Source organism: Lysobacter sp. Soil_C_15, from assembly GCF_057657315.1.
Map to the genome: position 1 here is coordinate 197,300 of NZ_JBDGIR010000003.1, position 26,988 is coordinate 224,287.

The 26,988-nt window shown below is 68.2% G+C and carries 23 protein-coding genes and 2 tRNA genes; 23 read left to right on the forward strand and 2 right to left on the reverse strand.

What is annotated here, in order from left to right:
* Nucleotides 1-293: 293 nt before the first annotated feature.
* Together AC3A57_RS08855 and AC3A57_RS08860 are read right to left on the reverse strand one after the other, a co-directional pair.
* Nucleotides 294-1,439: a trypsin-like serine peptidase gene (locus AC3A57_RS08855; protein ID WP_487578578.1), complete on the reverse strand. Its 1,146-nt coding sequence runs from the start codon at nucleotides 1,437-1,439 to the stop codon at nucleotides 294-296.
* 419 nt (nucleotides 1,440-1,858) lie between these two features.
* A complete protein-coding gene (locus AC3A57_RS08860; protein WP_487578579.1) occupies nucleotides 1,859-2,392 on the reverse strand; it encodes a DNA-deoxyinosine glycosylase in 534 nt (177 codons plus the stop codon).
* A 104-nt stretch (nucleotides 2,393-2,496) separates the two neighbouring features.
* Between AC3A57_RS08860 and tpiA the strand changes: the two genes are divergently transcribed.
* The 23 genes from tpiA (at nucleotide 2,497) to truB (ending at nucleotide 26,924) form a co-directional block, all read left to right on the forward strand.
* A complete protein-coding gene (gene tpiA / locus AC3A57_RS08865; protein ID WP_487578580.1) occupies nucleotides 2,497-3,249 on the forward strand; it encodes a triose-phosphate isomerase in 753 nt (250 codons plus the stop codon).
* A 73-nt stretch (nucleotides 3,250-3,322) separates the two neighbouring features.
* The gene (secG, locus tag AC3A57_RS08870; RefSeq protein ID WP_487578581.1) at nucleotides 3,323-3,802 is read left to right on the forward strand and encodes a preprotein translocase subunit SecG; all 480 of its coding nucleotides are present in this window, start codon (nucleotides 3,323-3,325) and stop codon (nucleotides 3,800-3,802) included.
* A gap of 119 nt (nucleotides 3,803-3,921) precedes the next feature.
* Nucleotides 3,922-4,006, forward strand: a tRNA-Leu gene (locus AC3A57_RS08875).
* A gap of 164 nt (nucleotides 4,007-4,170) precedes the next feature.
* A complete protein-coding gene (locus AC3A57_RS08880) occupies nucleotides 4,171-4,527 on the forward strand; it encodes an NADH-quinone oxidoreductase subunit A (RefSeq protein ID WP_064749534.1) in 357 nt (118 codons plus the stop codon).
* Complete coding sequence (locus tag AC3A57_RS08885; protein WP_064749533.1) at nucleotides 4,518-5,105, forward strand: NuoB/complex I 20 kDa subunit family protein; 588 nt, start codon at nucleotides 4,518-4,520, stop codon at nucleotides 5,103-5,105. Before AC3A57_RS08880 ends, AC3A57_RS08885 begins: the two co-directional genes overlap by 10 nt.
* Nucleotides 5,102-5,833, forward strand: a complete 732-nt coding sequence (locus AC3A57_RS08890) for an NADH-quinone oxidoreductase subunit C (protein WP_487578582.1) — start codon at nucleotides 5,102-5,104, stop codon at nucleotides 5,831-5,833. The genes AC3A57_RS08885 and AC3A57_RS08890 overlap by 4 nt, the downstream gene beginning before the upstream one ends.
* A 1-nt stretch (nucleotide 5,834) precedes the next feature.
* Nucleotides 5,835-7,139 (forward strand): NADH-quinone oxidoreductase subunit D, encoded by a 1,305-nt coding sequence (locus AC3A57_RS08895; RefSeq protein WP_487578583.1) that lies wholly within the window; start codon nucleotides 5,835-5,837, stop codon nucleotides 7,137-7,139.
* A gap of 157 nt (nucleotides 7,140-7,296) precedes the next feature.
* On the forward strand, nucleotides 7,297-7,824 hold the full coding sequence (gene nuoE / locus AC3A57_RS08900; protein WP_064749530.1) for an NADH-quinone oxidoreductase subunit NuoE: 528 nt from the start codon (nucleotides 7,297-7,299) through the stop codon (nucleotides 7,822-7,824).
* Nucleotides 7,825-7,835: 11 nt separating this feature from the next.
* Nucleotides 7,836-9,206: an NADH-quinone oxidoreductase subunit NuoF gene (nuoF, locus tag AC3A57_RS08905; protein ID WP_487578584.1), complete on the forward strand. Its 1,371-nt coding sequence runs from the start codon at nucleotides 7,836-7,838 to the stop codon at nucleotides 9,204-9,206.
* Nucleotides 9,203-11,461, forward strand: coding sequence for an NADH-quinone oxidoreductase subunit NuoG (gene nuoG, locus AC3A57_RS08910; RefSeq protein WP_487578585.1), 2,259 nt, complete (start codon nucleotides 9,203-9,205; stop codon nucleotides 11,459-11,461). The genes nuoF and nuoG overlap by 4 nt, the downstream gene beginning before the upstream one ends.
* 15 nt (nucleotides 11,462-11,476) lie before the next feature.
* A complete protein-coding gene (gene nuoH, locus AC3A57_RS08915) occupies nucleotides 11,477-12,541 on the forward strand; it encodes an NADH-quinone oxidoreductase subunit NuoH (RefSeq protein ID WP_087960764.1) in 1,065 nt (354 codons plus the stop codon).
* A 13-nt stretch (nucleotides 12,542-12,554) separates the two neighbouring features.
* Complete coding sequence (gene nuoI / locus AC3A57_RS08920) at nucleotides 12,555-13,043, forward strand: NADH-quinone oxidoreductase subunit NuoI (RefSeq protein ID WP_487578586.1); 489 nt, start codon at nucleotides 12,555-12,557, stop codon at nucleotides 13,041-13,043.
* A 10-nt stretch (nucleotides 13,044-13,053) separates the two neighbouring features.
* Nucleotides 13,054-13,707: an NADH-quinone oxidoreductase subunit J gene (locus AC3A57_RS08925; RefSeq protein ID WP_487578587.1), complete on the forward strand. Its 654-nt coding sequence runs from the start codon at nucleotides 13,054-13,056 to the stop codon at nucleotides 13,705-13,707.
* Complete coding sequence (gene nuoK / locus AC3A57_RS08930; protein ID WP_057918244.1) at nucleotides 13,704-14,030, forward strand: NADH-quinone oxidoreductase subunit NuoK; 327 nt, start codon at nucleotides 13,704-13,706, stop codon at nucleotides 14,028-14,030. The genes AC3A57_RS08925 and nuoK overlap by 4 nt, the downstream gene beginning before the upstream one ends.
* Before the next feature lie 5 nt (nucleotides 14,031-14,035).
* A complete protein-coding gene (gene nuoL, locus AC3A57_RS08935; RefSeq protein WP_487578588.1) occupies nucleotides 14,036-16,177 on the forward strand; it encodes an NADH-quinone oxidoreductase subunit L in 2,142 nt (713 codons plus the stop codon).
* Between the two features lie 19 nt (nucleotides 16,178-16,196).
* The gene (locus AC3A57_RS08940) at nucleotides 16,197-17,714 is read left to right on the forward strand and encodes an NADH-quinone oxidoreductase subunit M (protein WP_487578589.1); all 1,518 of its coding nucleotides are present in this window, start codon (nucleotides 16,197-16,199) and stop codon (nucleotides 17,712-17,714) included.
* A gap of 141 nt (nucleotides 17,715-17,855) precedes the next feature.
* Entirely contained in the window at nucleotides 17,856-19,301 is a 1,446-nt protein-coding gene (gene nuoN, locus AC3A57_RS08945; RefSeq protein ID WP_487578590.1) for an NADH-quinone oxidoreductase subunit NuoN, read from the forward strand.
* Between the two features lie 542 nt (nucleotides 19,302-19,843).
* A tRNA-Met gene (locus AC3A57_RS08950) sits at nucleotides 19,844-19,920 on the forward strand.
* 301 nt (nucleotides 19,921-20,221) lie between these two features.
* Entirely contained in the window at nucleotides 20,222-20,809 is a 588-nt protein-coding gene (gene rimP, locus AC3A57_RS08955; RefSeq protein WP_221672951.1) for a ribosome maturation factor RimP, read from the forward strand.
* Between the two features lie 84 nt (nucleotides 20,810-20,893).
* Nucleotides 20,894-22,381, forward strand: a complete 1,488-nt coding sequence (nusA, locus tag AC3A57_RS08960; protein WP_221672950.1) for a transcription termination factor NusA — start codon at nucleotides 20,894-20,896, stop codon at nucleotides 22,379-22,381.
* A gap of 222 nt (nucleotides 22,382-22,603) precedes the next feature.
* Complete coding sequence (gene infB, locus AC3A57_RS08965; protein WP_487578591.1) at nucleotides 22,604-25,228, forward strand: translation initiation factor IF-2; 2,625 nt, start codon at nucleotides 22,604-22,606, stop codon at nucleotides 25,226-25,228.
* A gap of 173 nt (nucleotides 25,229-25,401) precedes the next feature.
* Nucleotides 25,402-25,788 carry a 30S ribosome-binding factor RbfA gene (gene rbfA / locus AC3A57_RS08970; protein WP_487578592.1) on the forward strand — a complete coding sequence of 129 codons (387 nt, stop codon included), beginning with the start codon at nucleotides 25,402-25,404 and terminating at the stop codon, nucleotides 25,786-25,788.
* Between the two features lie 203 nt (nucleotides 25,789-25,991).
* On the forward strand, nucleotides 25,992-26,924 hold the full coding sequence (truB, locus tag AC3A57_RS08975; RefSeq protein ID WP_487578593.1) for a tRNA pseudouridine(55) synthase TruB: 933 nt from the start codon (nucleotides 25,992-25,994) through the stop codon (nucleotides 26,922-26,924).
* The last annotated feature ends 64 nt before the right edge of the window (nucleotides 26,925-26,988 follow it).

The window sequence follows — 26,988 nt, forward strand, 5'->3', positions numbered from 1 at the left end:
TCGGGGGTCGGGACTCGGGACTCGGGGCCAGGACTCGGAGTTTGCGATTCGGAGCTTGCGCTTTAGGGTTTCGGCGAACGGGCGTGGGCTCGAGCACGCCTAAAGAAAGAGCCCGCCGACTGGCGGGCTTTTTCTTTTTCGTTCTCCCCGAATCCGGGCGTCATCGCGGTACTACTCAGGGTGTCAAGCTTCCCAGCCCCGAGCCCCGAGCCCCGAGCCCCGAGCCCCGAGCCCCGAGCGAGCCCCGAGTCCCGAGTCCCGAGTCCCGAGTCCCAAGCGAGTCCCCGAAAAGCTCAGCACCCGATCGCGGTGCAAAGCGCGACGATGTTGTCGTCGGCGAAGCGCGGGCCGACCCAGGCGGTGCCGAAGGCGCCGATGTGCGGGCCGCTGACCACGCTGTTGACGTAGTGGCTGCCGCCGAGGTTCAGCAGCCAGGCGCCGCCGCTGGCGCCGTAGGTCATGTCGCAGCCCTGCACCAGCACGTTGGTGCCTTCGCTGGGCGAGTCGTAGGTCTGGCCGGCGCAGACGTGGGTGTACTGGGTGCTCAGGTTGCTGGCGTAGCCGTGCGAATAGGCGTACTCGGAGTAGGGGCGGTTCCAGGTGCGGCCGAGCCAGCCGACATAGCTGGTGACCGGCAGGCCGCTGGTCTGTTCGCCGGTGAGCTTGATCACCGCCACGTCCCAGCGTCGGCCGCCGGACGGCAGGTAGCCGCTGGGAATGCGCGCGCTGCTCCAGCCGAAGCGGCCGTACGGCGCTTCGCCGTAGCGTTCGGCGGGCACGAACACGAAGTTCGAGTTCCAGCCCGCGCCGAGGGTGTAGACGCAGTGCGCGGCGGTGACCAGCACCGAGTTGCCGCTGGCGACGTTGGCGGTGCAGTACGAGCCGCTGCCGTTGGGCTTGGTGAAGTAGAGCTTGCCGATCTTGTTCCAGGGCGTGGTCTTCCACTGGCTGGTGTAGTAATTGCCCGGGTAACGGGTGTAGCCGTAGTGCGCGCCGTCCTTCTCGCCATCGGACAGGGCGGTCGGCGCCGCCGCGCCCTTGGCCGCGTCGAGCGCCTCCAGGCGCTGCCAGGTGGCGCGGAAGTGGTTGCGGGCGAGGTAGTTGGCGAACGCTGGCGCTTCGCCGCCGGGCGCGCTGCCGGCGGCGCGAACCAACTGCTCGGTCAGCTCGGCCGGGGCCGCGGCGGCCTTATCGTCGCGCGGCGTCCACTGCAGCGGCTGGACCGCGGCGCGCTGGCGGGCGGTCGCGAACGGATGGGCCTGGGCCGAGGCGGGCAGGCGCTGCTGCGACTGCGGCGCCTGGATTTCGACCACTTCGCCGTAGGGCGTGCGGACGGTCTTGCCGGCGTCGGCGGCCTGGGCCGCGAAGCAGGTCAGGGCCAGCGCGCCGAGGGCGGCGAGGCGGGCGACGGGGCGGGGCGAGCGGTGCTGCGACTTCATGGCGGAACTCCTTGTGGTATCGCTTCCCTGGGGGCGATGACGGGTCGGCGGTCGCCGGCGCGCGCCCCGACCCGGAGGGCGCGTGCGTTGGATCGGGGCGGGAAGCGGGCGCCGGCCGGCGGCGCCGGTTTGCGCAGGCGAACACTCCCTGTCCCGCGAGCTCCGGGGAGGGGGCTCGCAAGCGATCCTTGGCGTTGAAGGGGCCCGATGCGGGCGGTCACCCCAACAAACGCCGGGGTCGCAGGGGGCAGGACAGGGCAGTGGCGCATCGGCGCCGACGGGCGGCCGGTCGCCGACCCGTTACGGAGCCGGTCGGCGGGGCAAAAAACTCAGCGTCGCCAAAGGTTTGCGGCGTCTTCTTGGCGCGGAAGCGAGCGCGCCGAGGTTTCAGGCCTGCAACACGCTGCGGCCGCTCGCGCTCAGTCGAGCACCGCCACCCCGGCCTCGCGCAGCGCCTCGCGCCAGGCCGTCCACTTGGCCGCGTTGGCCTGCGAGGCGTTGGCCGGGCTGGTCGAGGGCAGGCGCCGCAGCGCCGGCGGCGCCGCCAGGGTGGGCAGGACGAAGCGGCGGAAGCTCTGTTCGGCCTTGGCGCCGTTGAACAGCACCGTGCGCAGCCGCGGGTGGCGGGCGAAGAAGCCGGCGAAATCGTTGGCGACCGCGGTCTCGTCGCGGATCGCCGAATCCAGGCTGCCCTCGCGCTCGCATTGCGCGAGCACGTCCCACAGCGCGATCCCGGCCCGGCGCAGGCGCGCGATGCGCCGCTCGTAGTCCAGTTCCGGGCCGGCGCCGACCAGGCTGCCCATGATCGGCCAGAACCGGTTCTGCGGATGGGCGTAGTAGCGCCCGGCGCTCAGCGAAGCGACCCCGGGCATGCTGCCGAGCACCAGCACGCGGGCCTGCGGCGATTCGATCGGGGCGAAACTGCGGACGGGGGTGGGGGGAGGCGCGGTCATCGGCGGTGGGGCGGGGACTGGGTTGGGGTCGCGAACGTGCCGGGATAGGGTGGGGGCGCGGCGGGCTGGGTTAAACTGCGCGTTCAGACGCAACAGGAGAGACCATGCGCCGCAGGATCGTCGCCGGAAACTGGAAGCTGCACGGCAGCCGCGAGTTCGCTTTCGCCTTGCTCGACGAGGTCGCCGCGCAGACCCCGCCGCCGGGGGTCGAACGGCTGATCCTGCCGCCGCTGCCGTACCTGGGCGAGCTGATCGAACACTACGGCGAGCGCGGCCTGGGCTTCGGCGCGCAGGACGTCAGCGCCAACCAGAAGGGCGCCTACACCGGCGAAGTCTCGGCGGCGATGCTCAAGGACGTCGGCGCCGGCTATGGCCTGGTCGGCCATTCCGAGCGCCGCCAGTACCACGGCGAGAGCAGCGAACTGGTCGCGCGCAAGTTCGCCGCGGCCAAGGCCGCCGGCCTGACCCCGATCTTGTGCGTCGGCGAGACCCTGGACGAGCGCGAAGACGGCAAGACCGAATGGCGCCTGCAGGAACAACTGGCGCCGATCTTCGAGCTGCTCGGCGCGCAGGCGCTGGAGGGCGCGGTCCTGGCCTACGAGCCGGTCTGGGCGATCGGCACCGGCAAGACCGCCAGCCCGGAGCAGGCCCAGCAGGTCCACGCATTCATTCGTAGCGAAATCGCCGCGCACGATGCTACAATCGCTGGCTCGCTTCCGATCCTCTACGGCGGAAGCGTGAAGGCCGACAACGCCGCCGCGCTGTTTTCCCAGCCCGACGTCGACGGCGGCCTGGTCGGCGGCGCCTCGCTGGTGGCCGCGGATTTCAACGCCATCGCAGCCGCGGCGGCGCCCTGATCGAAGCGTTGCGGCGTACGGCGCCGCAGCGATGCGGTCGTAACCAGCAGTCCGAACCGAAGAATCCAAAGCGATGCTGTTGTTCCTCAACGTCATCTATGTGCTGATCGCGATCGCGATGGTCGCGCTGATCCTGATGCAACGCGGCGCCGGCGCGCAGGCGGGCTCGGGCTTCGGCGGCGGCGCTTCGGCGACGGTGTTCGGTGCGCGCGGTTCCTCGAACTTCCTGTCCAAGGCGACCAAGTGGCTGGCGATCGCGTTCTTCGCCATCAGCCTGTTCATGGCCTGGCAGGCGAGCCGCCCCTCGGCCGAAGCCGGCAAGCCCGACATGGGTCTGATGGGCGCGCCGCAGGCGACCGCTCCGGCGGCCCAGCCGACGGTTCCCGCCCCGGCGGCGACCGCTCCGGCCGCGCCCGCCTCCGGCGTGCCGCAGGCGCCGGCGCAGTCGGTCCCGGCTCCGGCCGCGACCCAGGCGCCCGCGGTTCCGGCCGCGCCCGCTCCGGCGCCCGCCGAGCAGGCAACCCCGGCAAAACAGCCGGCTGACGGTAAGTGAAATAAAGAGTTAAAATACGGTTTCATCGCCCCGCACGGACGGCAGGGCAGGTCAGCGATGACCAGGGGCTTCGCAGCGCTTGCGGAGTCGGGCCCGGGATGGCCGCGGTTGGTAACAGTGCCCAGATGGCGGAATTGGTAGACGCACTACCTTGAGGTGGTAGCGACTTAGGTCGTGGGGGTTCGAGTCCCCCTTTGGGCACCACATCCATCCCTTTGCTTCAGTTATTCGCAACTCGCACCACGGTACGCAGGTGCGGCACGCACGGCGGGCCGCGCAATGCGTCCAAACGACTGGGCGCCATAGCGCCAAGCCAAGGTCGCGGTAACGCGCCCATGTAGCCGAACAAGTAGCCGAGAGAACACCGCGTGCTGGCCGAATACCTGCCGACCCTGCTGTTCCTGATCGTCGCCGGTGGTATCGGCGTCGCCCTGTTGGTGGTAGGCAATGTGCTCGGGCCCAAGCGCCCGACCGCGGAGAAACTGTCTCCCTACGAATGCGGCTTCGAAGCCTTCGAAGACGCGCGCATGCAGTTCGACGTGCGCTACTACCTGATCGCGATCCAGTTCATCATCTTCGATCTGGAAATCATCTTCATCGTGCCCTGGGCCACCGTGTTCCGAGACCTCGGAATCATCGGCCTGATCGAGATGGGCATCTTCGCCAGCATGCTCCTGCTCGGCTTCGTTTACGTCTGGAAGAAGGGAGCGCTCGAATGGGAGTGATCCAAAGCGTTGGCGACACGATTTCCGGGTTGATGCACAACCCTCTCCCGGAAGGCCGCCTCGACGATATCCTGCGCCCGGAAGGCGAGAACCCGCTGCTGCAGCAGGGCTTCGTCACCACCAATCTCGACACATTGTGGAACTGGGCCCGCACCGGTTCGATGTGGCCGATGACCTTCGGCCTGGCCTGCTGCGCGGTCGAGATGATGCACGCCGGCGCCGCGCGCCTGGACCTGGACCGCTACGGCGTGGTGTTCCGCCCGTCGCCGCGCCAGTCCGACGTGATGATCGTCGCCGGCACCCTGGTCAACAAGATGGCCCCGGCGCTGCGCAAGGTCTACGACCAGATGCCGGACCCGAAGTGGGTCATCTCGATGGGCAGCTGCGCCAACGGCGGCGGCTACTACCACTATTCCTACTCGGTGGTGCGCGGCTGCGACCGCGTGGTGCCGGTCGACGTCTACGTGCCCGGCTGCCCGCCGACCGCCGAGGCGCTGATCTACGGCATCCTGCAGCTGCAGCGCAAGATCCGCCGCGGCACCAATTTCGGCGACCAGAAGCAGGGCGTCCGCGAATGAGCGCCGCCAACCTCGCCGAGCGTCTGCGCGAACGTTTCGCCGACGCTACCGTCGTCGTGGCCGAGCCGCGCGGCGAACTCACCCTGGAAGTGCCCGCCGCCGACTGGCTCGCCGCCGCCCGCGCGCTGCGCGACGAATTCGGCTTCGAGCAATGCGTCGACGTCAGCGGCGTCGACTACCTCAGCTTCGGCAGCGACGAGTGGGACACCGACGTGTCCTCGGAAGGCTTCTCGCGCGGCGTCGAAGGCAAGAGCGCCGGCCGCTTCCGTTGGGGCGAAAGCCCGAACGCGGCGTCGATCGCGCCGGAGCGCCGCTTCGCCGCGGTCGCCCACCTGCTGTCGTGCCAGCACAACCAGCGGCTGCGGCTGAAGACCTTCGCCCCGAACGACGACCTGCCGGTGGTCGCTTCGCTGACCGGCATCTGGCCGGGCACCAATTGGTTCGAGCGCGAAGCCTTCGACCTGTACGGCATCGTCTTCGAAGGCCATCCGGACCTGCGCCGCATCCTGACCGACTACGGTTTCGTCGGTTATCCGTTCCGCAAGGACTTCCCGCTGATCGGCAACGTCGAAGTGCGCTACGACGCCGACAAGCGCCGGGTGGTGTACGAGCCGGTCTCGATCGACCCGCGCGTCGGCGTGCCGCGCGTGATCCGCGACGACGCCCGCTACCAGACCGCGCAGGGCGAGCTCGCTCAACGCGAGCCGGCGCAGCGCGAGGTGAAGTGAAATGAGCAACCCCGCTAGCGTCATGCCGCAAGCCAACACCTCCGGCCTCAACAACGCCGAGATCCGCAACTACACGCTGAACTTCGGCCCGCAGCATCCGGCCGCGCACGGCGTGCTGCGCCTGATCCTGGAGATGGACGGCGAGGTCGTGCAGCGCGCCGATCCGCACATCGGCCTGCTCCACCGCGGCACCGAGAAGCTGGCCGAGTCCAAGCCGTTCAACCAGTCGATCGGCTACATGGACCGCCTCGACTACGTGTCGATGATGTGCAACGAGCACGCCTACGTGCGCGCGATCGAGACCCTGCTGGGGATCGAGGCGCCGGTGCGCGCGCAGTACATCCGCACCATGTTCGACGAGATCACCCGGATCCTGAACCACTTGATGTGGGTCGGCTCCAACGCGCTCGACCTGGGCGCGATGGCGGTGTTCCTGTACGCGTTCCGCGAACGCGAAGAGCTGATGGACTGCTACGAGGCGGTCTCCGGCGCGCGCATGCACGCGGCCTACTACCGTCCGGGCGGCGTCTACCGCGACCTGCCGGACCGGATGCCGAAGTACAAGGAGTCGCCCTGGAAGAAGGGCGCCAGCCTGAAGCGCTTCAACGAATGGCGCGAAGGCTCGATGCTCGATTACCTGGACGCCTTCGCCGACGATTTCCCCAAGCGCGTCGACGAATACGAGACGCTGCTGACCGATAACCGCATCTGGAAGCAGCGCACCGTCGGCGTCGGCGTGATCTCGCCCGAACAGGCTCTGGCCTGGGGCATGACCGGGCCGATGATCCGCGGTTCCGGCATCGCCTGGGACCTGCGCAAGAAGCAGCCGTACGCCAAGTACGCGGAAGTCGATTTCGACATTCCGGTCGGCGTCAACGGCGACTGCTACGACCGCTACCTGGTCCGCGTCGCCGAGATGCGCGAGTCCACCCGCATCATCAAGCAGTGCGTGAAGTGGCTGCGCGCCAACCCCGGCCCCGTGATCGTCGACAACTTCAAGGTCGCCCCGCCCAAGCGCGAGGAGATGAAGGACGACATGGAAGCGCTGATCCACCACTTCAAGCTGTTCTCGGAAGGCTATTGCGTCCCGGCCGGCGAAACCTACAGCGCAGTGGAAGCGCCCAAGGGCGAGTTCGGCTGCTACCTGGTTTCCGACGGCGCCAACAAGCCGTTCCGGGTCAAGCTGCGCGCCCCGGGCTTCGCCCACCTGTCGTCGATGGACGAGGTGGTCAAGGGCCACATGCTGGCCGACGTGGTGGCGATGATCGGCACCTACGACATCGTATTCGGCGAGATCGATCGGTGATGGCGGGACTCGGGACTCGGGGCTCGGGACTCGCAGGAGCGGTTCGGCCGCTTTTCCGCAAGGCTATTTCTCAACATTCTTTCCGCGATCTTCGGCGATCGGCGAATCGGGCTCCGCGAGTCCCGAGCCCCGAGTCCCGAGTCCCGGAGGTTCAAGCATGAAAGCGACAGGCAATTTCGAAGCCGCACAGCACGTCGATCCGATGGTGGCGTTGTCGGATGCGACGCGCGCGCACATCGATCACTGGCTGACCAAGTTCCCGCCCGACCGCAAGCGTTCGGCGGTGCTGCAGGGTCTGCACGCGGCTCAGGAGCAGAACGGCGGTTGGCTGACCGACGAGCTGATCGCCGCGGTGGCCAAGTACCTGGGCCTGCCGCCGGTATGGGCCTACGAAGTCGCCAGCTTCTACTCGATGTTCGAGACCGAGAAGGTCGGCCGCAATAACGTCGCCTTCTGCACCAACATCAGCTGCTGGCTCAACGGCGCCGAACAACTGGTCGCCCACGCCGAGAAGAAACTGGGCTGCAAGCTGGGCGAATCCACCGCCGACGGCCGCGTCTTCCTCAAGCGCGAGGAAGAATGCGTGGCCGCGTGCTGCGGCGCCCCGGTGGTCGTCATCAACGGTCATTACCACGAGAAGCTCGACGCCGCCAAGGTCGACGAGCTGCTCGACGGTCTGAAGTGAGGTCGGGCGAGATGGCGCATGGTCACCACGATTATTCCAAGGGCTACGGCCCGGTCGGCCCGGCTCCGCAGGAGCATCAGGTCGTCTACACCACGCTGCATTACGACACCCCCTGGTCGTACGAGAACTATCTCAAGACCGGCGGCTACAGCGCGCTGCGCAAGATCCTGACCGAGAAGACCGATCCGGCGCAGATCATCGACGCGGTCAAGGCCTCGGGCCTGCGCGGCCGCGGCGGCGCGGGCTTTCCGACCGGCCTGAAGTGGAGCTTCATGCCCAAGGGCAGCGGCACCCAGAAGTACATCCTGTGCAACTCGGACGAATCCGAGCCGGGTACGGCCAAGGACCGCGACATCCTGCGCTTCAACCCGCACTCGGTGGTCGAGGGCATGGCGATCGCCTGCTACGCCACCGGTTCGACCGTGGCCTACAACTACCTGCGCGGCGAGTTCCATCACGAGCCGTTCGAGCATTTCGAGCAGGCGCTGAAGGAAGCCTACGAGCACGGCTGGCTGGGCAAGAACGTGCTCGGCAGCGGCGTGGACATCGACATCTACGGCGCGCTCGGCGCCGGCGCCTACATCTGCGGCGAAGAGACCGCGCTGATGGAGTCGCTGGAAGGCAAGAAGGGCCAGCCGCGCTACAAGCCGCCGTTCCCGGCCAACTTCGGCCTGTACGGCAAGCCGACCACGATCAACAACACCGAGACCTACGCCTCGGTGCCGGCGATCCTGCGCAACGGCGCGGAGTGGTTCCTCAATCTGGGCAAGCCCAACAACGGCGGACCGAAGATCTTCTCGGTCTCCGGCCACGTCGCCAACCCGGGCAACTTCGAGATCCGCCTCGGCACGCCGTTCCCGGAACTGCTGCAGATGGCCGGCGGCATGCGCCAGGGCAACAAGCTCAAGGCGGTGATCCCCGGCGGCTCGTCGATGAAGGTGCTGCCGGCCGAGACCATCATGGCCTGCACCATGGACTACGACTCGCTGCAGAAGGCCGGCTCCGGCCTCGGCTCGGGCGCGGTCATCGTCATGGACGAGACCACCTGCATGGTCCGCGCCTGCCAGCGCATCGCCCGGTTCTACTACAAGGAAAGCTGCGGCCAGTGCACGCCGTGCCGCGAAGGCACCGGCTGGATGTACCGCATGCTGACCCGCATCGCCCAGCAGCAGGCGACCTTGGACGACCTGCACATGCTGCGCGCCGCGGCCGGCCAGATCGAAGGCCACACCATCTGCGCGTTCGGCGAAGCCGCCGCGTGGCCGGTGCAGGGCTTCCTGCACCACTTCTGGGACGAGTTCGAGTACGCGATCGTGAACAAGCGCTTCCTGGTCGACGACCAGCGCGCCGGCACGGTCATTGAGAAGAAGGTGGCGGCATGAGCGCGCAGCCCGTAAATCCGAATCTGCCGCCCGACCACGTCACCGTCTTCATCGACGGCGTCGAGCTGGCCGCGCCGAAGAACTCGATGATCATCCATGCCGCCGACAAGGCCGGCATTCCGATCCCGCGTTTCTGCTACCACGACAAGCTGGCGATCGCGGCCAACTGCCGCATGTGCCTGGTCGACACCGAGGTCGGCGGCCGCGCCGCGCCCAAGCCGTCGCCGGCCTGCGCTACCCCGGTCATGGACGGGCTGAAGGTGTTCACCCGCAACGAGCGCGCGCTGAAGTCGCAGCGCAACGTGATGGAGTTCCTGCTCGCCAACCACCCGCTGGACTGCCCGATCTGCGACCAGGGCGGCGAGTGCGAGCTGCAGGACGTGTCGATGGGCTACGGCCGCTCGGTCAGCCGCTTCGCCGAGCGCAAGCGCGTGGTGCCGGACGAGGACATCGGTCCGCTGGTCGCCACCGAGATGACCCGCTGCATCCAGTGCACGCGCTGCGTGCGCTTCACCGCCGAGATCGCCGGTACCTACGAGCTCGGCGGCATGTACCGCGGCGAGAACCTGCAGATCGGCACCTTCGACGGCAAGCCGCTGACCACCGAGCTGTCCGGCAACGTGATCGACGTCTGCCCGGTCGGCGCGCTGACCAACAAGGTGTTCCAGTTCAAGGCCCGTCCGTGGGAGCTGACCGCGCGCGAGTCGCTGGGCTACCACGACGCGCTGGGCAGCAACCTGTTCCTGCACGTGCGCCGCGGCGACGTGCTGCGCACCGTGCCGCGCGACAACGAAGCGGTCAACGAGTGCTGGCTGTCGGACCGCGACCGTTATTCGCACCAGGGCCTGTACGCCGAAGACCGCGCCCAGCGTCCTTTGCTCAAGGACAACGGCGAGTGGCGCGAAGCGTCCTGGGACGAAGCCCTGGCGCGCGCGGCCAAGATCCTGCGCGACAACGGCGGCGACAACCTCGGCGTGCTCGCCCATCCGGCGACCTCGAACGAAGAGGGCGCGCTGCTGGCGCGCCTGGCCGAGGCCCTGGGCAGCGGCAACCTCGACCACCGCATCGGCCAGCACGACCTGACCGACGCCGCGGTCGCCGACACCTTCGCCATGCCGGTCGCCGAGATCGATCGCGCCGATGTGGTGGTGATCGTGGGTTCGAACCTGCGCCACGAACTGCCGCTGGTCCACCAGCGCGTGCGCAAGGCCTTCACCCGCGGAGCCAAGGTCCACGCGATCAACCCGGTCGATTTCGACTTCACCTTCGACCTGGCCGGCAAGCGCATCGTCGCCCCGTCGCAGCTCGCCGGCGCGCTCGCCGACGAAGCCCTGCGCGAAGCGGCCAAGGCCGGCCACCATGTCGCCCTGATCGTCGGCGCGCTGGCCGAGAACGGCCCGCACGCGGCCGCGATCCGCGCCGCGGCCAAGGCCTTCGCCGAGGCCACCGGCGCCAAGCTGTGCCGCATTCCGCAAGGCGCGAACGCGGTCGGCCTGGCCCGCCACGGCGTGCTGCCGAGCGCGCGCGACGCCCGCGCCATGCTCGAGGACGCGCGCGGCGCCTACATCGTTTACGGCATCGAGCCGGGCCTGGATTTCGCCGACAGCGAGAGCGCCCTGCGCGCGCTCGGCGCGGCCCAGGTGGTGGCGTTCAGCCATTACGCCTGCCGCTCGACCAAGGCGGTCGCCGACGTGATCCTGCCGATCGGCCTGCTGCCGGAAGTCGACGCCACCCTGACCAATCTCGACGGCCTGTCCCAGGCCGCCAGCGCCGGCGGCAAACTGCCGGGCGACGCGCGCGCCGGCTGGCGCGTGCTGCGCGCGCTCGGCGGCGAGCTGGGCGCTCCGGGCTTCGAGTTCACCGACCTGGACGGCCTGCGCCGCGGCATCGCGCCGCGCAGCGTGACCCCGGCCGCCGGCCGCGCGCCGAAGGCGGCGGGCGAGGGCCTGGAGCATGCCGGTCTGGAGCTGGCCGTGTCGACCGCGATCTACCGCAGCGACGCCACCGTGCGCCGCGCGCCGGCCCTGCAGTCGCATCCGCTCAACCTGGCGCCGCGCGCGGTGCTGAACCCGAACGACGCGGCGGCGCTCGGCCTGGCCGAGGGCGCGGTGGCCAAGTTCGGCGCGGGCGCGGGCACCGCGACGCTGCCGGTGGCGCTCAGCGCCAAGGTCGCCGCGGGCACGGTGTGGATCGAAAGCGGGCATGGCGCGACCGCGCCGCTCGGCGCCGGCCGCGTGCAGGCGGGGAGGGCCTAAGCCATGACGGATGGAATGTTCACGACCCACGTGGTCGACCCGGTTCGCGAGTTCTTTCTTTCCTTCGGCATGGCCGGCGCGGTGGCCTGGATCGTGCTCAAGATCCTGCTGATCGCCATGCCGGTGATCGTCTCGGTCGCGTTCTACGTGGTCTGGGAGCGCAAGCTGATCGGCTGGATGCACGTCCGCCGCGGCCCGATGTACGTCGGCATGGGCATCCTCCAGGCCTTCGCCGACGTGTTCAAGCTGCTGTTCAAGGAAGTGATCCAGCCCACCCGGGCGCAGTCCTTCCTGTACAAGCTGGCGCCCTTGCTGGCCCTGGCCCCGGCCTTCGCGGCCTGGGCGGTGGTGCCGTTCGACGCCCAGGTGGTGCTGTCCAACGCCAACGCCGGCCTGCTGTACCTGCTGGCGATGACCTCGCTGGGCGTGTACGGCATCATCCTCGCCGGCTGGGCCTCGAACTCGAAGTACGCCTTCCTCGGCGCGATGCGCGCCGCGGCCCAGGTGGTCTCGTACGAAATCGCCATGGGCTTCGCCATGGTCGGCGTGATGGTCGGCGCCGGCAGCCTCAACCTCAGCGAGATCGTGATGGCCCAGTCGGGCAACGCCGGCGCGCTGGAGTGGTTCGCGCTGCCGATGCTGCCGCTGTTCGTGGTCTATTTCATCTCCGGCGTGGCCGAGACCAACCGCGCGCCGTTCGACGTGGTCGAAGGCGAGTCGGAAATCGTCGCAGGCCACATGGTCGAGTATTCGGGTTCGGCGTTCGCGCTGTTCTTCCTCGCCGAATACGCGAACATGATCCTGATCAGCTTCCTGACCTCGATCTTCTTCCTCGGCGGCTGGCTGAGCCCGTTCCAGGGCCTGGGCATCCCGCTGCTGTCGGCCGACGGCTGGTGGTGGCTGCTGATCAAGGTGTTCTTCTTCGCCAGCTGCTTCATCTGGTTCCGCGCGTCGTTCCCGCGCTATCGCTACGACCAGATCATGCGCCTGGGCTGGAAGGTGTTCATCCCCCTGACCATCGCCTGGATCTGCGTGGTCGCGGTGATGGCGTACTACGGCGTCTTCCAGCCGGGACAGTAAGGCAGGCACCTACATGAATCGCATCGTTTCCTATTTCAAGAGCCTGCTCCTGATCGAGCTCGCGCAGGGCCTCGGGCTGACGCTCAAGTACCTGTTCAAGCCGAAGTACACGCTGATGTACCCGATGGAGAAGACCCCGCAATCGCCGCGCTTCCGCGGCGTGCACGCGCTGCGCCGTTATCCCAACGGCGAAGAGCGCTGCATCGCCTGCAAGCTGTGCGAGGCCGTGTGCCCGGCGCTGGCGATCACCATCGATTCGGAGAAGCGCGAGGACGGCACCCGCCGCACCACGCGCTACGACATCGACCTGTTCAAGTGCATCTTCTGCGGCTTCTGCGAAGAGTCCTGCCCGGTCGACTCGATCGTGGAAACCCACATCCACGAATACCACTTCGACCAGCGCGGACAGAACATCGTCACCAAGCCGCAGTTGCTGGCGATCGGCGACCGTCTCGAGACCGAGATCGCCGAACGCCGCGCCGCCGACGCCGCCTTCCGCTGAGTACCCCGACATGGATCTCGCCCAGATCGCCTTCTTCGTCTTCGCCGCCGCGGCCACGCTTTCGGCCGTGGCCGTGATCAGCGTCAAGAACCCGGTCCATGCCGCGCTCAGCCTGGTGCTGACGTTCTTCTCCGTGGCCTGCGTCTGGATCATCGCCGGCGCCGAGTTTCTCGGCGTGGCCCTGATCCTGGTCTACGTCGGCGCGGTGATGGTGCTGTTCCTGTTCGTGGTCATGATGCTGGACATCGACGTGGCCCCGTTGCGCGAAGGCTATGTCCGGTACCTGCCGGTCGGCCTGCTGGTCGCGGTGGTGATGCTGGCGGAAATGCTGACCCTGATCGGGGTCAAGGCCAGCCTGGCCGCGCCGCTGACCGCGGACGCCGCCGGCGAGTCCAACACCAAGTGGCTGGCGCACGCGCTGTTCACCGATTTCCTGCTGCCGTTCGAGGTCGCCGCGGTGATCCTGACCGTGGCGGTGATCGCGGCGGTGATGCTGACCCTGCGCCGTCGCGCCGGAGCCAAGCACCAGAACCCGAGCGAGCAGGCCCGCGTCCGCGCCAGCGACCGCATCCGCATGATCAAAATGCCCGCCGAAAGCCGGGAAGCGGTCAAGCCGGTCGTGCCGGCGCCCGCCGAGCCCGCCGCACAGGAGGCCAAGCCGTGAGCGAATTCTTCGGAGCCGGCCTCGCGCTGGGCCACTACCTCGCCCTCGGCGCGGTGCTGTTCTGCATCAGCGTCGCCGGCATCTTCCTCAACCGCAAGAACGTGATCGTGCTGCTGATGTCGATCGAGCTGATGCTGCTCGCGGTCAACATCAACTTCGTCGCGTTCTCGCGTCAGCTGGCCGATCCGGCCGGTCAGGTGTTCGTGTTCTTCATCCTGACCGTGGCCGCCGCCGAGGCCGCCATCGGCCTGGCGATCCTGGTCACGCTGTTCCGCAACCGGCGCACGATCAACGTCGCTGAAATCGACACGATGAAGGGCTGACCGGCATGCAACCCGTCGTACTTTCCAAGACCATCCTGCTCGCGGTCGTGCTCGCGCCGCTGCTCGGCGCGATCCTCGCCGGCCTGTTCGGGCGCAAGATCGGCCGCGCCGGCTCGCACACGGTCACCATCCTCGGCGTCGCCGCCAGCTGCGCGATGTCGATCTACGTGCTGTGGCAGCTCGTGGGGCAGGGCGCCGCGCCGTTCAACGAGAACGTCTACACCTGGTTCCAGATCGGCGGCTACGAGGCCCATGTCGGCTTCATGGTCGACAAGCTGACCGCGATGATGATGGTCGTGGTGACCTTCGTCTCGCTGCTGGTCCACGTCTACACCATCGGCTACATGGCCGACGACCCGGGCTACCAGCGCTTCTTCAGCTACATCTCGCTGTTCACCTTCTCGATGCTCATGCTGGTCATGAGCAACAACTTCCTGCAGCTGTTCTTCGGCTGGGAAGCGGTGGGCCTGGTCTCGTACCTGCTGATCGGCTTCTGGTTCAAGAAGCCGACCGCGGTGTTCGCCAACCTCAAGGCCTTCCTGGTCAACCGCGTCGGCGATTTCGGCTTCCTGCTCGGCATCGGCGCCGTGCTGTGGGCGCTGGGCTCGCTCGACTACGGCACCGTGTTCGCCAACGCGCCGACCCTGGCCGGCCGCACCATCACGGTGTGGGGCGGCGCCGACCCGATCGTGTGGTCGCTGCCGACGGTGATCTGCATCTGCCTGTTCATCGGTGCGATGGGCAAATCGGCGCAGGTGCCGCTGCACGTCTGGCTGCCGGACTCGATGGAAGGCCCGACCCCGATCTCGGCGCTGATCCACGCCGCGACGATGGTCACCGCGGGCATCTTCATGGTCGCGCGCATGTCGCCGCTGTTCGAGCTGTCGCAGACCGCGCTGAACTTCGTCCTGTTCATCGGCGCCACCACCGCGTTCTGGACCGGCCTGATCGGCATCGTCCAGAACGACATCAAGCGCGTGGTCGCGTACTCGACCCTGTCGCAGCTGGGCTACATGACCGTGGCGCTGGGCGTGTCGGCCTACTCGGCCGCGGTCTACCACCTGATGACCCACGCCTTCTTCAAGGCGCTGCTGTTCCTGGCCGCCGGCTCGGTCATCATCGGCATGCACCACGAGCAGGACATGCGCAAGATGGGCGGCCTGCGCAAGTACATGCCGATCACCTACTGGACCAGCCTGCTCGGCACGCTGGCCCTGGTCGGCACGCCGTTCTTCGCCGGTTTCTACTCGAAGGACACCATCATCGAGGCCGCGCACCACGCCGCCAGCGGCGAGCACGCGACCTGGGTCTCGCAGTACGCCTACTGGGCGGTGCTGTTGGGCGCCTTCGTCACCGCGTTCTACAGCTTCCGCCTGCTGTACCTGACCTTCCACGGCAAGGAGCGGTTCCGCGACGCGCACGCCCACGACGATCACGGCCATGGCCACGACGATCATGCGGCGCACGCCCACGACGGCCACGGCCACGGCAAGCACGACGATCACGCCCACGACGATCACGGCCACCACGGCCCGCACGAGCCGCACGAGTCGCCGTGGGTGGTGACCCTGCCGTTGATGCTGCTGGCGATTCCGTCGGTGCTGATCGGCATCTTCACCGCCGGTCCGATGCTGTTCGGCACCGACATGTCCGGCCACGCCAAGCAGCTGCCGTTCTTCCTCGGCGCGATCGACCTGCAGCCGGCGCGCGACACCATCGCCCAGGTCGGCGCGGAAGCCTGGCACGGCTGGCTGCCGTTCGCCCTGCACGGTTTCCAGGCGCCGGCGTTCTGGCTCGCCTTCTCGGGCTTCGCGCTGGCTACGGTCATGTACTGGTGGAAGCCGGAGCTGCCGGCCAAGGCGCGCAAGCTGTTCGCGCTGCCGATCCGCGTGCTTGAGAACAAGTACGGCATGGACAACCTGTGGATCGACGGTTTCGCCGCCGGCGGCGTCGGCCTGGGCAAGGTCTCGCGCCTGTTCGACAGCAAGCTGATCGACGGCGCCGCGGTCAACGGCAGCGCCAGCCTGGTCGGCTTCGTCGCCAATCTCGCCCGCCGGGTCCAGTCCGGTTATCTCTACCACTACGCCTTCGCGATGATTGTCGGCCTGATTGCTCTGCTCGCCGTCGTCATCCGTTACTGGCACTAATCCGACAAGGACACCCGACGTGAGCCCCGTGCCCTTGCTTAGCCTCCTGATCTGGCTGCCGATTCTCGGCGGCTTCGCCACCCTCGCGTTCGGCAACGAGCGCGCCAACACCGCGCGCTGGTTCGCGCTGATCGTGGCCATCGCCACCCTCGGCCTGAGCCTGCTGATGTTCAGCCATGGCGACTTCGCCAGCGCGAGCATGCAATTGGTCGAAGACCACGCCTGGATCCCGGCCTACGACATCCGCTACCACCTCGGCGCGGACGGCATCTCGGCGGCGCTGATCGCGCTGACCACGCTGACCTCGATGCTGGTGCTGATCAGCGCCTGGACCTCGATCGACAAGCGGGTCCACCAGTACTACGCCACCTTCCTGATCCTGGAAGGCCTGATGGTCGGCGTGTTCTCCGCCCTGGACGCGATGCTGTTCTACGTGTTCTTCGAGGGCATGCTGATCCCGATGTTCATCATCATCGGCGTCTGGGGCGGCCCGCGCCGCGTCTACGCCTCGGTGAAGTTCTTCCTGTACACCTTCCTCGGCTCGGTGTTCATGCTGGTCGGGCTGATCTACCTGTACCTGAAGGGCGGCAGCTGGCAGTTGGCGGACATGTACGCGCTGCAGCTCACCGCGACCGAGCAGATGTGGATCTTCTTCGGCTTCCTGATCGCCTTCGCGGTCAAGGTGCCGATGTTCCCGGTCCACACTTGGTTGCCGGACGCGCACGTCGAGGCGCCGACCGCCGGCTCGGTGATCCTGGCCGCGATCATGCTGAAGATCGGCGGCTACGGCTTCCTGCGCTTCGTCCTGCCGATCGTGCCGGACGCCGGCCACGAGTGGGCCTGGCTGGTGATCGCGCTGAGCCTGATCGCGATCATCTACGTCGGCCTGGTCGCCCTGGTCCAGGACGACATGAAGAAGCTGATCGCGTACTCGTCGGTTTCGCACATGGGCTTCGTCACCCTGGGCACCTTCATCGCCTTCGCCCTGGTCCACAACGGCGACGCGCACGGCACCGACGCCGCGCGCCTGGGCCTGCAGGGCGCGATGGTGCAGATGATCAGCCACGGCTTCGTTTCCGGCGCGATGTTCACCTGCGTCGGCGTGCTCTACGACCGCATGCACAGCCGCATGATCAAGGACTACGGCGGCGTCGCCAACGTGATGCCGTGGTTCGCCGCGTTCGTGGTCCTGTTCGCGATGGCCAACTCGGGCCTGCCGGGCACCTCCGGTTTCGTCGGCGAGTTCATGGTCATCCTGGCCGCGTTCCAGCAGCATCCGCTGGTCGCGTTCGGCGCGGCCACCACCCTGATCGTCGGCGCCGGCTACACCCTGTGGCTGGTCAAGCGGGTGATCTGGGGCGAGGTCGGCAACGCCCACGTCGCCGAGCTGGAGGACATCAACCCGCGCGAAGCGCTGGTGTTGGGCGTGTTCGCCGCCGGCGTGCTGATCCTGGGCGTGTGGCCGAAGCCGCTGACCGACCTGATGGAGCCGGCGATCGCCAATCTGGCCAGCCAGATCGTCGCCAGCAAGCTGTAAAACGCGCGGGCCTTGCCCGCGCAGAAGTGAGCAGAAGCGAGGAGCGAGGAGCGAGAGAAAGGCACGAGCGCCCGCCGCTCACTTCTCACTCCTCTCCGCTCGCTCCTAGAGCTAGGCTCGAAGCCGCCAAGAGATGCACTAATGAACATGCCCGTACGGACCTTCGCCGATCTGATGCCCCTGCTGCCCGAACTGGTGGTGATCCTCGGCGCGTTCGCGCTGTTGATGCTCGACCTGTTCGTCGAGGAGCGCAATCGCATCGTCTCCCACGTGTTCGCGATCGCGACGGTCGCGGTCGCCACCGCGCTGATCGCCTTCGACGTCGGCGGCCACGGCTCGGTCCTGGCCGGGATGTTCGTGCGCGATACCGCCGCGGACGTGCTCAAGCTCGGCATCGGCGTGGTCGGCATCCTGTCGCTGATCTACACCTGGCCCTACCTGCGCTCGCGCGGCCTGTACAAGGGCGAAGTCGCGGTGCTGATGCTGTTCGCCCTGGCCGGCATGATGCTGCTGGTCTCCGCCGGCAGCCTGGTGATGGTCTACCTGGGCCTGGAAATGCTGGCGCTGTGCTCCTACGCGCTGGTCGCGGTGGATCGCGACAGCCCGCTGGCCTCGGAAGCGGCGATCAAGTACTTCGTCCTCGGCGCGCTGGCCTCGGGCCTGCTGCTGTACGGCCTGTCGCTGATCTACGGCGCCACCGGCAGCCTGATGCTCGACCAGATCGCGGTCGCCGGCCAGGTCGGCCCGTCCTCGCTGATGCTGGTCACCGGCGTGGTGTTCGTGGTCGCGGGCATCGCCTTCAAGTTCGGCGCGGCGCCGTTCCACATGTGGCTGCCGGACGTTTACCAGGGCGCGCCGACCCCGATCACGCTGTTCATCGGCGCGGCGCCGAAGCTGGCGGCGTTCGGCATGACCTACCGCTTGCTCGAAGTCGGCGCGGCCGGCCAGGAGGGCCACTGGCGCCTGCTGCTGGCGGGCCTGGCGGTGCTGTCGCTGGCGATCGGCAACCTCAGCGCGCTGGTTCAGACCAACCTCAAGCGCCTGCTCGCGTATTCGACCGTGTCCCACGTCGGCTTCCTGTTCATCGGCATGGCCGGCGGCGGGGGGCAGGGCTTCGCCGCGGCGGCGTTCTACGCGATCAGCTACTCGCTGATGTCGGCCGCGGCCTTCGCCGCGATCATCGTCATGTCCGGCCGCGGCTTCGAGGCCGACAAGATCGACGACTACAAGGGCCTCAACGCGCGCAGCCCGTGGATGGCCGGCATGGTCCTGTGCGTGATGGCCTCGTTGGCCGGCCTGCCGCCGTTCCTGGGCTTCTGGGCCAAGCTGGCGGTGCTCAAGGCCGCGCTGCACGGCGACATGCTGTGGCTGGCGATCGTCGGCATCGTGTTCGCGGTGGTCGGCGCCTTCTACTACCTGCGCGTGATCAAGGCGATGTACTTCGACGAGCCGGACGGCAAGATGCCGGCGCCGAGCGACGACCGCCCGCTGCGCGTGGTGTTCGGCGTCAACGCCCTGGGCCTGCTGGCGCTGGGCATCGCCTGGAACCCGATCATGGATTGGTGCCTGCGCGCCTTCCAGGCCTGAGTTTTTCGGCCACGGGGTATGACGGGAGGGCCGCTTTGCGGCCCTTTCGCTTTTTCGGGTTTCGGGTTTCGGGTTTCGGGACTCGGGACTCGGGACTCGGGACTCGGGACTCGAAAGGCGGGGGCGGGGGATGGCGTGCGGGACGTCGCGTCCAAGTCCCAAGTCCCAAGTCCCAAGTCCAAGTCCAAGTCCAAGTCCCAAGTCCCAAGTCCCAAGTCCCAAGTCCCAAGTCCCAAGTCCCAAGTCCCAAGTCCAATCCCGAATCCCGAATCCCGAATCCCGAATCCCGAATCCCGAATCCCGAATCCCGAATCCCGAATCCCGAGTCCCGAGTCCCGAATCCCGAGTCCCGAATCCCGAGTCCCGAATCCCGAGTCCCGAGTCCCCAAAATAAGACTTGAATAATTTTGAAACCGCCTTATTATTGCGGTCCTGCGAGACGCAGTCGGCAACGACGACGGAACGCAGGGCAAGCGGAAGATCCCGAATCGAGATCGGAGGCTTGCAGGAAGTGATGCCGGCCGCTATCATGGTCGGCCTGATGCGGGGTGGAGCAGTCTGGCAGCTCGTCGGGCTCATAACCCGAAGGTCGCAGGTTCAAATCCTGCCCCCGCTACCAGCTTCGGCTGAGGGAATGCCTCCGATGGGGCTTTCTTTTCGGCTAAGGCTCGGGCTTTGTGGTCGCGCTCTGCTCGCGCGGCCACGCCGAAATCCAGCGGTAACGGACAAGGGGCCCAACGGGCCCTTTGTCGTTTCTGCGTTTCCGTAATCCGGGTTTCCGTAATCCGGGACGCGATGCGGTTCGCGCCGCGCCGCAGGGCCCCGCTATATACCGCTTCGCGTACACAAGCTTCGCGTATCCAAAGATTGGTCGTACCAGTCGCACCTCTTGGCAATCGCAACATAGGGAGTTCCGGCGCGTGACGGACAAGGCCAGCCAAATCGCCGCAATGCTCGCCCCGACCATCGAGTCGTTGGGCGTGGAGTTGCTCGGCATCGAATACCTGCCCGCGCCGGGCAGCGCGACCCTGCGCCTGTACATCGACGTGCCGGCGGCGGAAGTCGACGCCACGCCGGAAGGCGAGGAACCGCGCTCGGTGAGCATCGAAGACTGCGAGGCGGTCAGCCGCGAAGTGTCGGCGCAGCTCGACGTCGAGGATCCGATCAGCGGCAACTACACCCTGGAAGTGTCTTCGCCGGGCATCGACCGGCCGCTGTTCACGCTCGAGCATTACCGCCGTTTCGCCGGGCAGACCGTCAAGGTCGGCCTCAAGCTGCCGCACGAGGGCCGTCGCCGCCTGCAGGGGGAGATCCTCGGCGTGGAAGGCGAGCAGGTCGCGTTCGCGATCGACGGCGTGCGCTTCGCGGTGCCGTTCTCGAACATCGACAAGGGCCGGATCGTGCCGGACTGGGCCGCGCTGGGCTTCGCCCCGAGCAAGGGCAGCCCGAGCCGCGGCAAGCCGGCCAAGGACAAGGCTTCGAAGCAGGACGCCTCGAAGAAGAAGTGACGAACATGGGAGCGCCGGGCGCTTCCAGCCGAATACCAACCCGAATAGCCGGCGGCGGAACGCCGACCCGTGCGGAGTGACGAAATGAGCAAGGAACTGTTGCTGGTGGTGGATGCGGTCGCCAACGAAAAGGGCGTGCCGCGCGAGGTCATCTTCGAGGCCATCGAAGCCGCGTTGGCGTCGGCCGCGAAGAAGCGCTACCACGACGAGGACGTGCTGGTGCGCGTGTCCATCGACCAGAAGGACGGCAACTACGAGACTTTCCGCCGCATGGAAGTGGTGGCCGACGACGTGGTCATGGAGTCGCCGGACCGGCAGATCCGCCTGATGGACGCGGTCGACGAAGTCGAGGGCGTCGAGGTCGGAGACTACATCGAAGAACAGATCGAAAACCCCGAGTTCGGCCGCATCGCCGCCCAGGCCGCCAAGCAGGTGATCGTGCAGCGCGTGCGCGAGGCCGAGCGCGCGCAGGTCGTCGACGCCTGGAAGGACCGGGTCGGCGAGCTGGTCACCGGCATCGTCAAGCGGGTGGAGCGCGGCAACATCTACGTCGACCTGGGCGGCAACGCCGAGGCGATCATCCCCAAGGACAAGGGCATCCCGCGCGACGTGCTGCGCGCCGGCGACCGCGTCCGCGGCTACCTGCAGGACGTGCGCACCGAGCCGCGCGGCCCGCAGCTGTTCATCAGCCGCGCCGCGCCGGAATTCATGATGGAGCTGTTCAAGCTGGAAGTGCCGGAAGTCGGCCAGGGCCTGGTCTCGATCAAGGCCTGCGCACGCGATCCGGGCGACCGCGCCAAGATCGCCGTGCTCGCCCACGACAACCGCACCGATCCGATCGGCGCCTGCATCGGCATGCGCGGTTCGCGCGTGCAGGCGGTGTCGAACGAGCTCAACGGCGAGCGCGTGGACATCGTGCTGTGGTCGGACAACCCGGCCCAGTTCGTGATCAACGCGATGGCGCCGGCGGAAGTGCAGTCGATCATCGTCGACGAAGAAAAGCATTCGATGGACCTGGCCGTGGCCGAGGACCGTCTGGCCCAGGCGATCGGCAAGGGCGGCCAGAACGTGCGCCTGGCCAGCCGCCTGTCGGGCTGGCAGCTCAACGTCATGACCCAGGACCAGGTCACCGCCAAGTCCGAAGCCGAACAGGCCTCGGCGCGCCAGCTGTTCCAGGACAAGCTCGAGGTCGACGAGGAAATCGCCGGCATCCTGGTCTCGGAAGGCTTCAGCACGGTCGAGGAAATCGCCTACGTGCCGGTCGGCGAGCTGCTCGCGGTGGAGGGCTTCGACGAGGACATCGTCGAGGAACTGCGCGCCCGCGCCCGCGACGCCCTGCTCAACGAGGCCCTGGCCGCGGAAGAGGAGCTCGACGAGCACCAGCCCGCCGCCGACCTGTTGTCGCTGGACGGCATGGACGAGGCGCTGGCCTTCACCCTCGCCTCGCGCGGCGTGGTCACCCGCGACGACCTGGCCGACCTGGCCACCGACGAGCTGACCGACATCGAGGGCGTGGACGAGGAGCGGGCCAAGGCCCTGATCATGGAAGCGCGCAAGCACTGGTTCGAGTGAATTAGCGAGTCGAGGTAAATACCGCCGCAAGAGGCTCCGGGGAGCGTCTTGCGGCACCCCGCCACCGGCCCGGCCGGGGGCGGATTCGCAGGATCGGGCATGGCCCGGTCCGCGGGCAGGCCAAGACGGCCTGCGCGAGCCGGTCGTGCGGCGCGCGCGGAGCTAGAATGGCGCCATCACGCGCGGGATCCGTCCCGCGCCACGAGGACACGGAAAAACCGAATGTCGCAGCAAACCACCATCCGCAAGCTGGCCGAACTGGTGAACACGCCGGTCGAGAAGTTGCTGGAACAGCTGGCCGAGGCCGGCATGAAGTTCAGCGGCCCCGACCAGGTCGTGACCAGCATCGAAAAAGTCAAGCTGCTCGGCTTCCTCAAGCGCTCCCACGGCAAGGCCGACAAGCCGGCCGATGCGGACGAGGCGGCGAAGAAGATCACCCTCAACCGCAGCCGCAAGCAGGAAATCACCGTCGGCGGCGGCAAGAACCGCACCACGGTCGACGTGGTGGTGCGCAAGAAGGTGACCTTGGTCAAGCCGAACGAGGCCGGTTCGGCCGTGTCGGAAGACGACGAGCGCGCGGAGATCCTGCGCAAGCTCGAAGAATCCAAGCAGCGCAACCTGGCCGAGCAGCAGCGCCTGGCCGACAGCGACCGCCGCCGCGCCGAGGCCGCCGAAGCCGCGCGCCAGGTCGCCGAGGACGCCGCACGGGCCAAGGCCGAGGAAGAGGCGCGGGCGAAGCTCGCCGACGCCAGCGCGGCCGCGCCGGCCGACGAGCAGGAGCCGGCGCGCAAGCCGCCGGCCACCCACGGCCACGGTCATCCCAAGCCGGCTCCGGCCGTCGCGCCGCGCGCCGACGACCGCAACAGCGCCGCGCGCCACAAGACCCGCGGCTCGCACGCGATGGTCGCCGGGGTCGAGGACGACGATGCGGCCAACCGCTTCGCCGGCCAGCTGCACCTCAGCGCCTCCGACCGCGCCCGCCGCAGCAGCAGCTCGCGCGGCAAGTCCAAGCCGCAGCCGCGCCGCCATTCCGAGCAGTCGCGCTCCGGCGGCGGCCAGCACGGCTTCTCGCGTCCGACCGCGCCGATCGTGCGCGAAGTCGCGATCGGCGACACCATCACCGTGGCCGACCTGGCGCAGAAGCTCGCGCTGAAGGGCGGCGACGTGGTCAAGGCGCTGTTCAAGATGGGCGTCATGGCGACCATCAACCAGTCCATCGATCACGACACTGCGTCGCTGGTGACCGAAGAGCTCGGCCACACCGTGATCAAGGCCAACGCCAACGACGCCGAGGACGCGCTGATCGCGCACGTCGAAGAGACGCAGGGCGAGAAGTCCGCGCGTCCGCCGGTGGTCACGATCATGGGCCACGTCGACCACGGCAAGACCTCGCTGCTGGACTACATCCGCCGGACCAAGGTCGCCTCGGGCGAAGCCGGCGGCATCACCCAGCACATCGGCGCCTACCACGTCGAAACGGCAAAGGGCGTGATCAGCTTCCTCGACACCCCGGGCCACGCCGCCTTCACCTCGATGCGCGCGCGCGGCGCCAAGCTGACCGACATCGTCGTGCTGGTGGTCGCCGCCGACGACGGCGTCATGCCGCAGACCAAGGAAGCGGTGCAGCACGCCAAGGCGGCCGGCGTGCCGCTGATCGTGGCGATCAACAAGATCGACAAGTCCGACGCCGATCCGCTGCGGGTCAAGAACGAACTGCTCGGCGAAGAAGTCGTGGCCGAGGATTTCGGCGGCGAGACCCAGATGGTCGAGCTGTCGGCCAAGACCGGCGCCGGCGTGGACGATCTGCTCGACGCGATCTCGCTGCAGGCCGAAGTGCTCGAACTGCAGGCGGTGCCGGTCGGCCGCGCCACCGGTACGGTGATCGAATCCGCGCTCGACAAGGGCCGCGGCCCGGTCGCCACCGTGCTGGTCCAGCAGGGCCAGCTCAAGAAGGGCGACTACCTGGTCTGCGGCGTGCATTACGGCCGCGTCCGCGCCCTGTTCGACGAAACCGGCAAGCAGGTCGAAAGCGCCGGTCCGTCGATTCCGGTGCAGGTGCTGGGCCTGTCGGGCGTGCCCGACGCCGGCGACGACTTCGTGGTCGTCGACGACGAACGCCTGGCCAAGGACGTGGCGCAGCAGCGCGATGCCAAGCGCCGCGAGTCGCGCCTGGTCGCCCAGGCCGGCAACCGCATGGAAGACATCATGGCCCAGATGGGCAAGGGCGAGGGCCAGCTGAGCCTCAACCTGGTGGTCAAGGCCGACGTGCAGGGTTCGGTGGAAGCGCTGCGCCAGGCGCTGATGGCGCTGTCCAACGACCAGATCCGGATCAACGTGATCAGCTCGGGCGTCGGCGGCATCACCGAGTCCGACGCCAACGCCGCGGCCACCGCCAAGGCCACGGTGATCGGCTTCAACGTCCGCGCCGACGCTTCGGCCCGCCGCATCATCGAGTCCAACGGCGTCGACCTGCGCTACTTCTCGATCATCTATGACGTGATCGACCAGGTGAAGCAGGTCGCTTCGGGCATCCTCGGCGTCGAGATCCGCGAAGAGATCATCGGCATCGCCGAAGTGCGCGACGTGTTCCGCAGCTCGAAGTTCGGCGCGGTCGCCGGCTGCATGGTCGTGGAAGGCGTGGTCAAGCGCAGCAAGCCGATCCGCGTGCTGCGCGACAACGCGGTGATCTTCGAGGGCGAGCTGGAATCGCTGCGCCGCTTCAAGGAGAACGTCGACGAAGTGCGCAACGGCACCGAGTGCGGCATCGGCGTCAAGCAGTACAACGACGTCAAGCCGGGCGACCAGATCGAGTGCTTCGAGCGCATCGAGGTGCAGCGCACGCTGTAAGCCGGGAATGGGGAATCGGAAGTCGGGAATCGCGAGAGCGATTCCGGGCGACCGGTTCTTCTCCGGCCCGCCGACTCTCCGTAAGGCCGGGAGTCGGGAGTCTTCGCGAAGCGTCCCGGCCTAGCGGCCTTGCTTTCTCCGATTCCCGATTCCCCACTCTCGATTCCCGATAAATGCCAAGCAAATCGTTCCACCGCACCGATCGCGTTTCCGCCCAGCTCCGCCGCGAGCTCGGGACGCTGGTGCACGAGGCCGTGCGCGAGCACGGCCTGCCGTCGGTCAGCGTGTCCGACGTCGAAATCAGCCGCGACCTGGCCCACGCCAAGGTGTTCGTGACCGCGTTGCAGAGCGAGCGCGCCGCCGAGGCGGTCAAGGCGCTCAAGGAACTGGCGCGCGAACTGCGCTACCAGCTCGGCCGGGCGATGAAGCTGCGCCACGTGCCGGAGCTGCACTTCCATTACGACGACTCGGTCGACCGCGGCGAACGCATCAACACCCTGTTGCGCGACCTGCCGCCGGCCGCGGGCGACGACAGCGACGGCAGCGGCAAGGCCGGCTGAGCCGTCGTCCGGGCGGTCCGCTCCGGTCCGCCCGCCGCTGCGGGACCCAACCCAGATCCCATGGCCGCTCCGGCCGTCGCGCGCGACGCCGACCGCCGGTCGGCGCGCGTCGCTTCACGCGCCGCGGGCCGCGCAATATGGGAGCATTCGGCCATCCGCCTTGCGGCCTGCGCGGCTGCGAACTTCGAACCCGGACGCCCTGCTTGAACACCACGCGTAAACGCCAATGGCGCACGGTCGACGGCATCCTGCTGCTCGACAAACCACAGGGCCTGAGCTCGAACCAGGCCCTGCAGCAGGCGCGGCACCTGTTCCACGCGGAGAAGGGCGGCCACACCGGCAGCCTGGACCCGTTGGCCACCGGGCTGCTGCCGCTGTGCTTCGGCGAGGCGACCAAGATCGCCGGTCTGTTGCTCGGCGCGCGCAAGGCCTACATCACCACCGCCGTGCTCGGCCTGACCACCGACAGCGACGACGCCGACGGCGCGCCGCTGCGCGAACGGCCGGTGCCGGAGTTCGACGATGCGGCGATCGAGGCCGCGCTGGCGCCGCTGCGCGGCATCATCCGCCAGCGCGCGCCGATCTATTCCGCGCTCAAGCAGGGCGGCGAGCCGCTGTACGCCAAGGCCCGCCGCGGCGAGGCGATCGAGGCGCCCGAACGCGAGGTGGCGGTGCAGTCGCTGAGCCTGACCGGCCGCGCCGGCCCGCGCCTGCATCTGCATGTGGAATGCGGCTCGGGCACCTACGTGCGCAGCCTGGTGCGCGACCTCGGCGAGGCCCTGGGCTGCGGCGCGCACGTCGCCAGCCTGCGCCGGCTGTGGGTCGAGCCCTTCCTGCAGCCGCAGATGACCACCCTGGAGCAACTGCGCGAGCTGGCCGGGCAGGGCGGCGACCGGGCGCTGGACGCCTGCCTGCTGCCGATCGAGGCCGGGCTCAGCGGGTTCGGCCGGGTCGAACTGGACGCGGCCGCGGCGCAGCGCCTGGGCCGCGGCCAGGCGGTGGCCTGCGAGGCCGGCGAGCCGGGCCTGGTCGCGGTGTTCGGCGAGGCCGGGCGCTGCCTCGGCCTGGGCCTGCGCCAGGGCGAGGGCCGGTTGCAGCCGCAACGGCTGTTCCGTTGGGCCGCGCAGGGCGGTTGAGCCGGCGGGCGCGGCCGAGGCGGTTCGCCCGGAAAACTGAACAGGGGAAGGTTCTTGCCCGCCG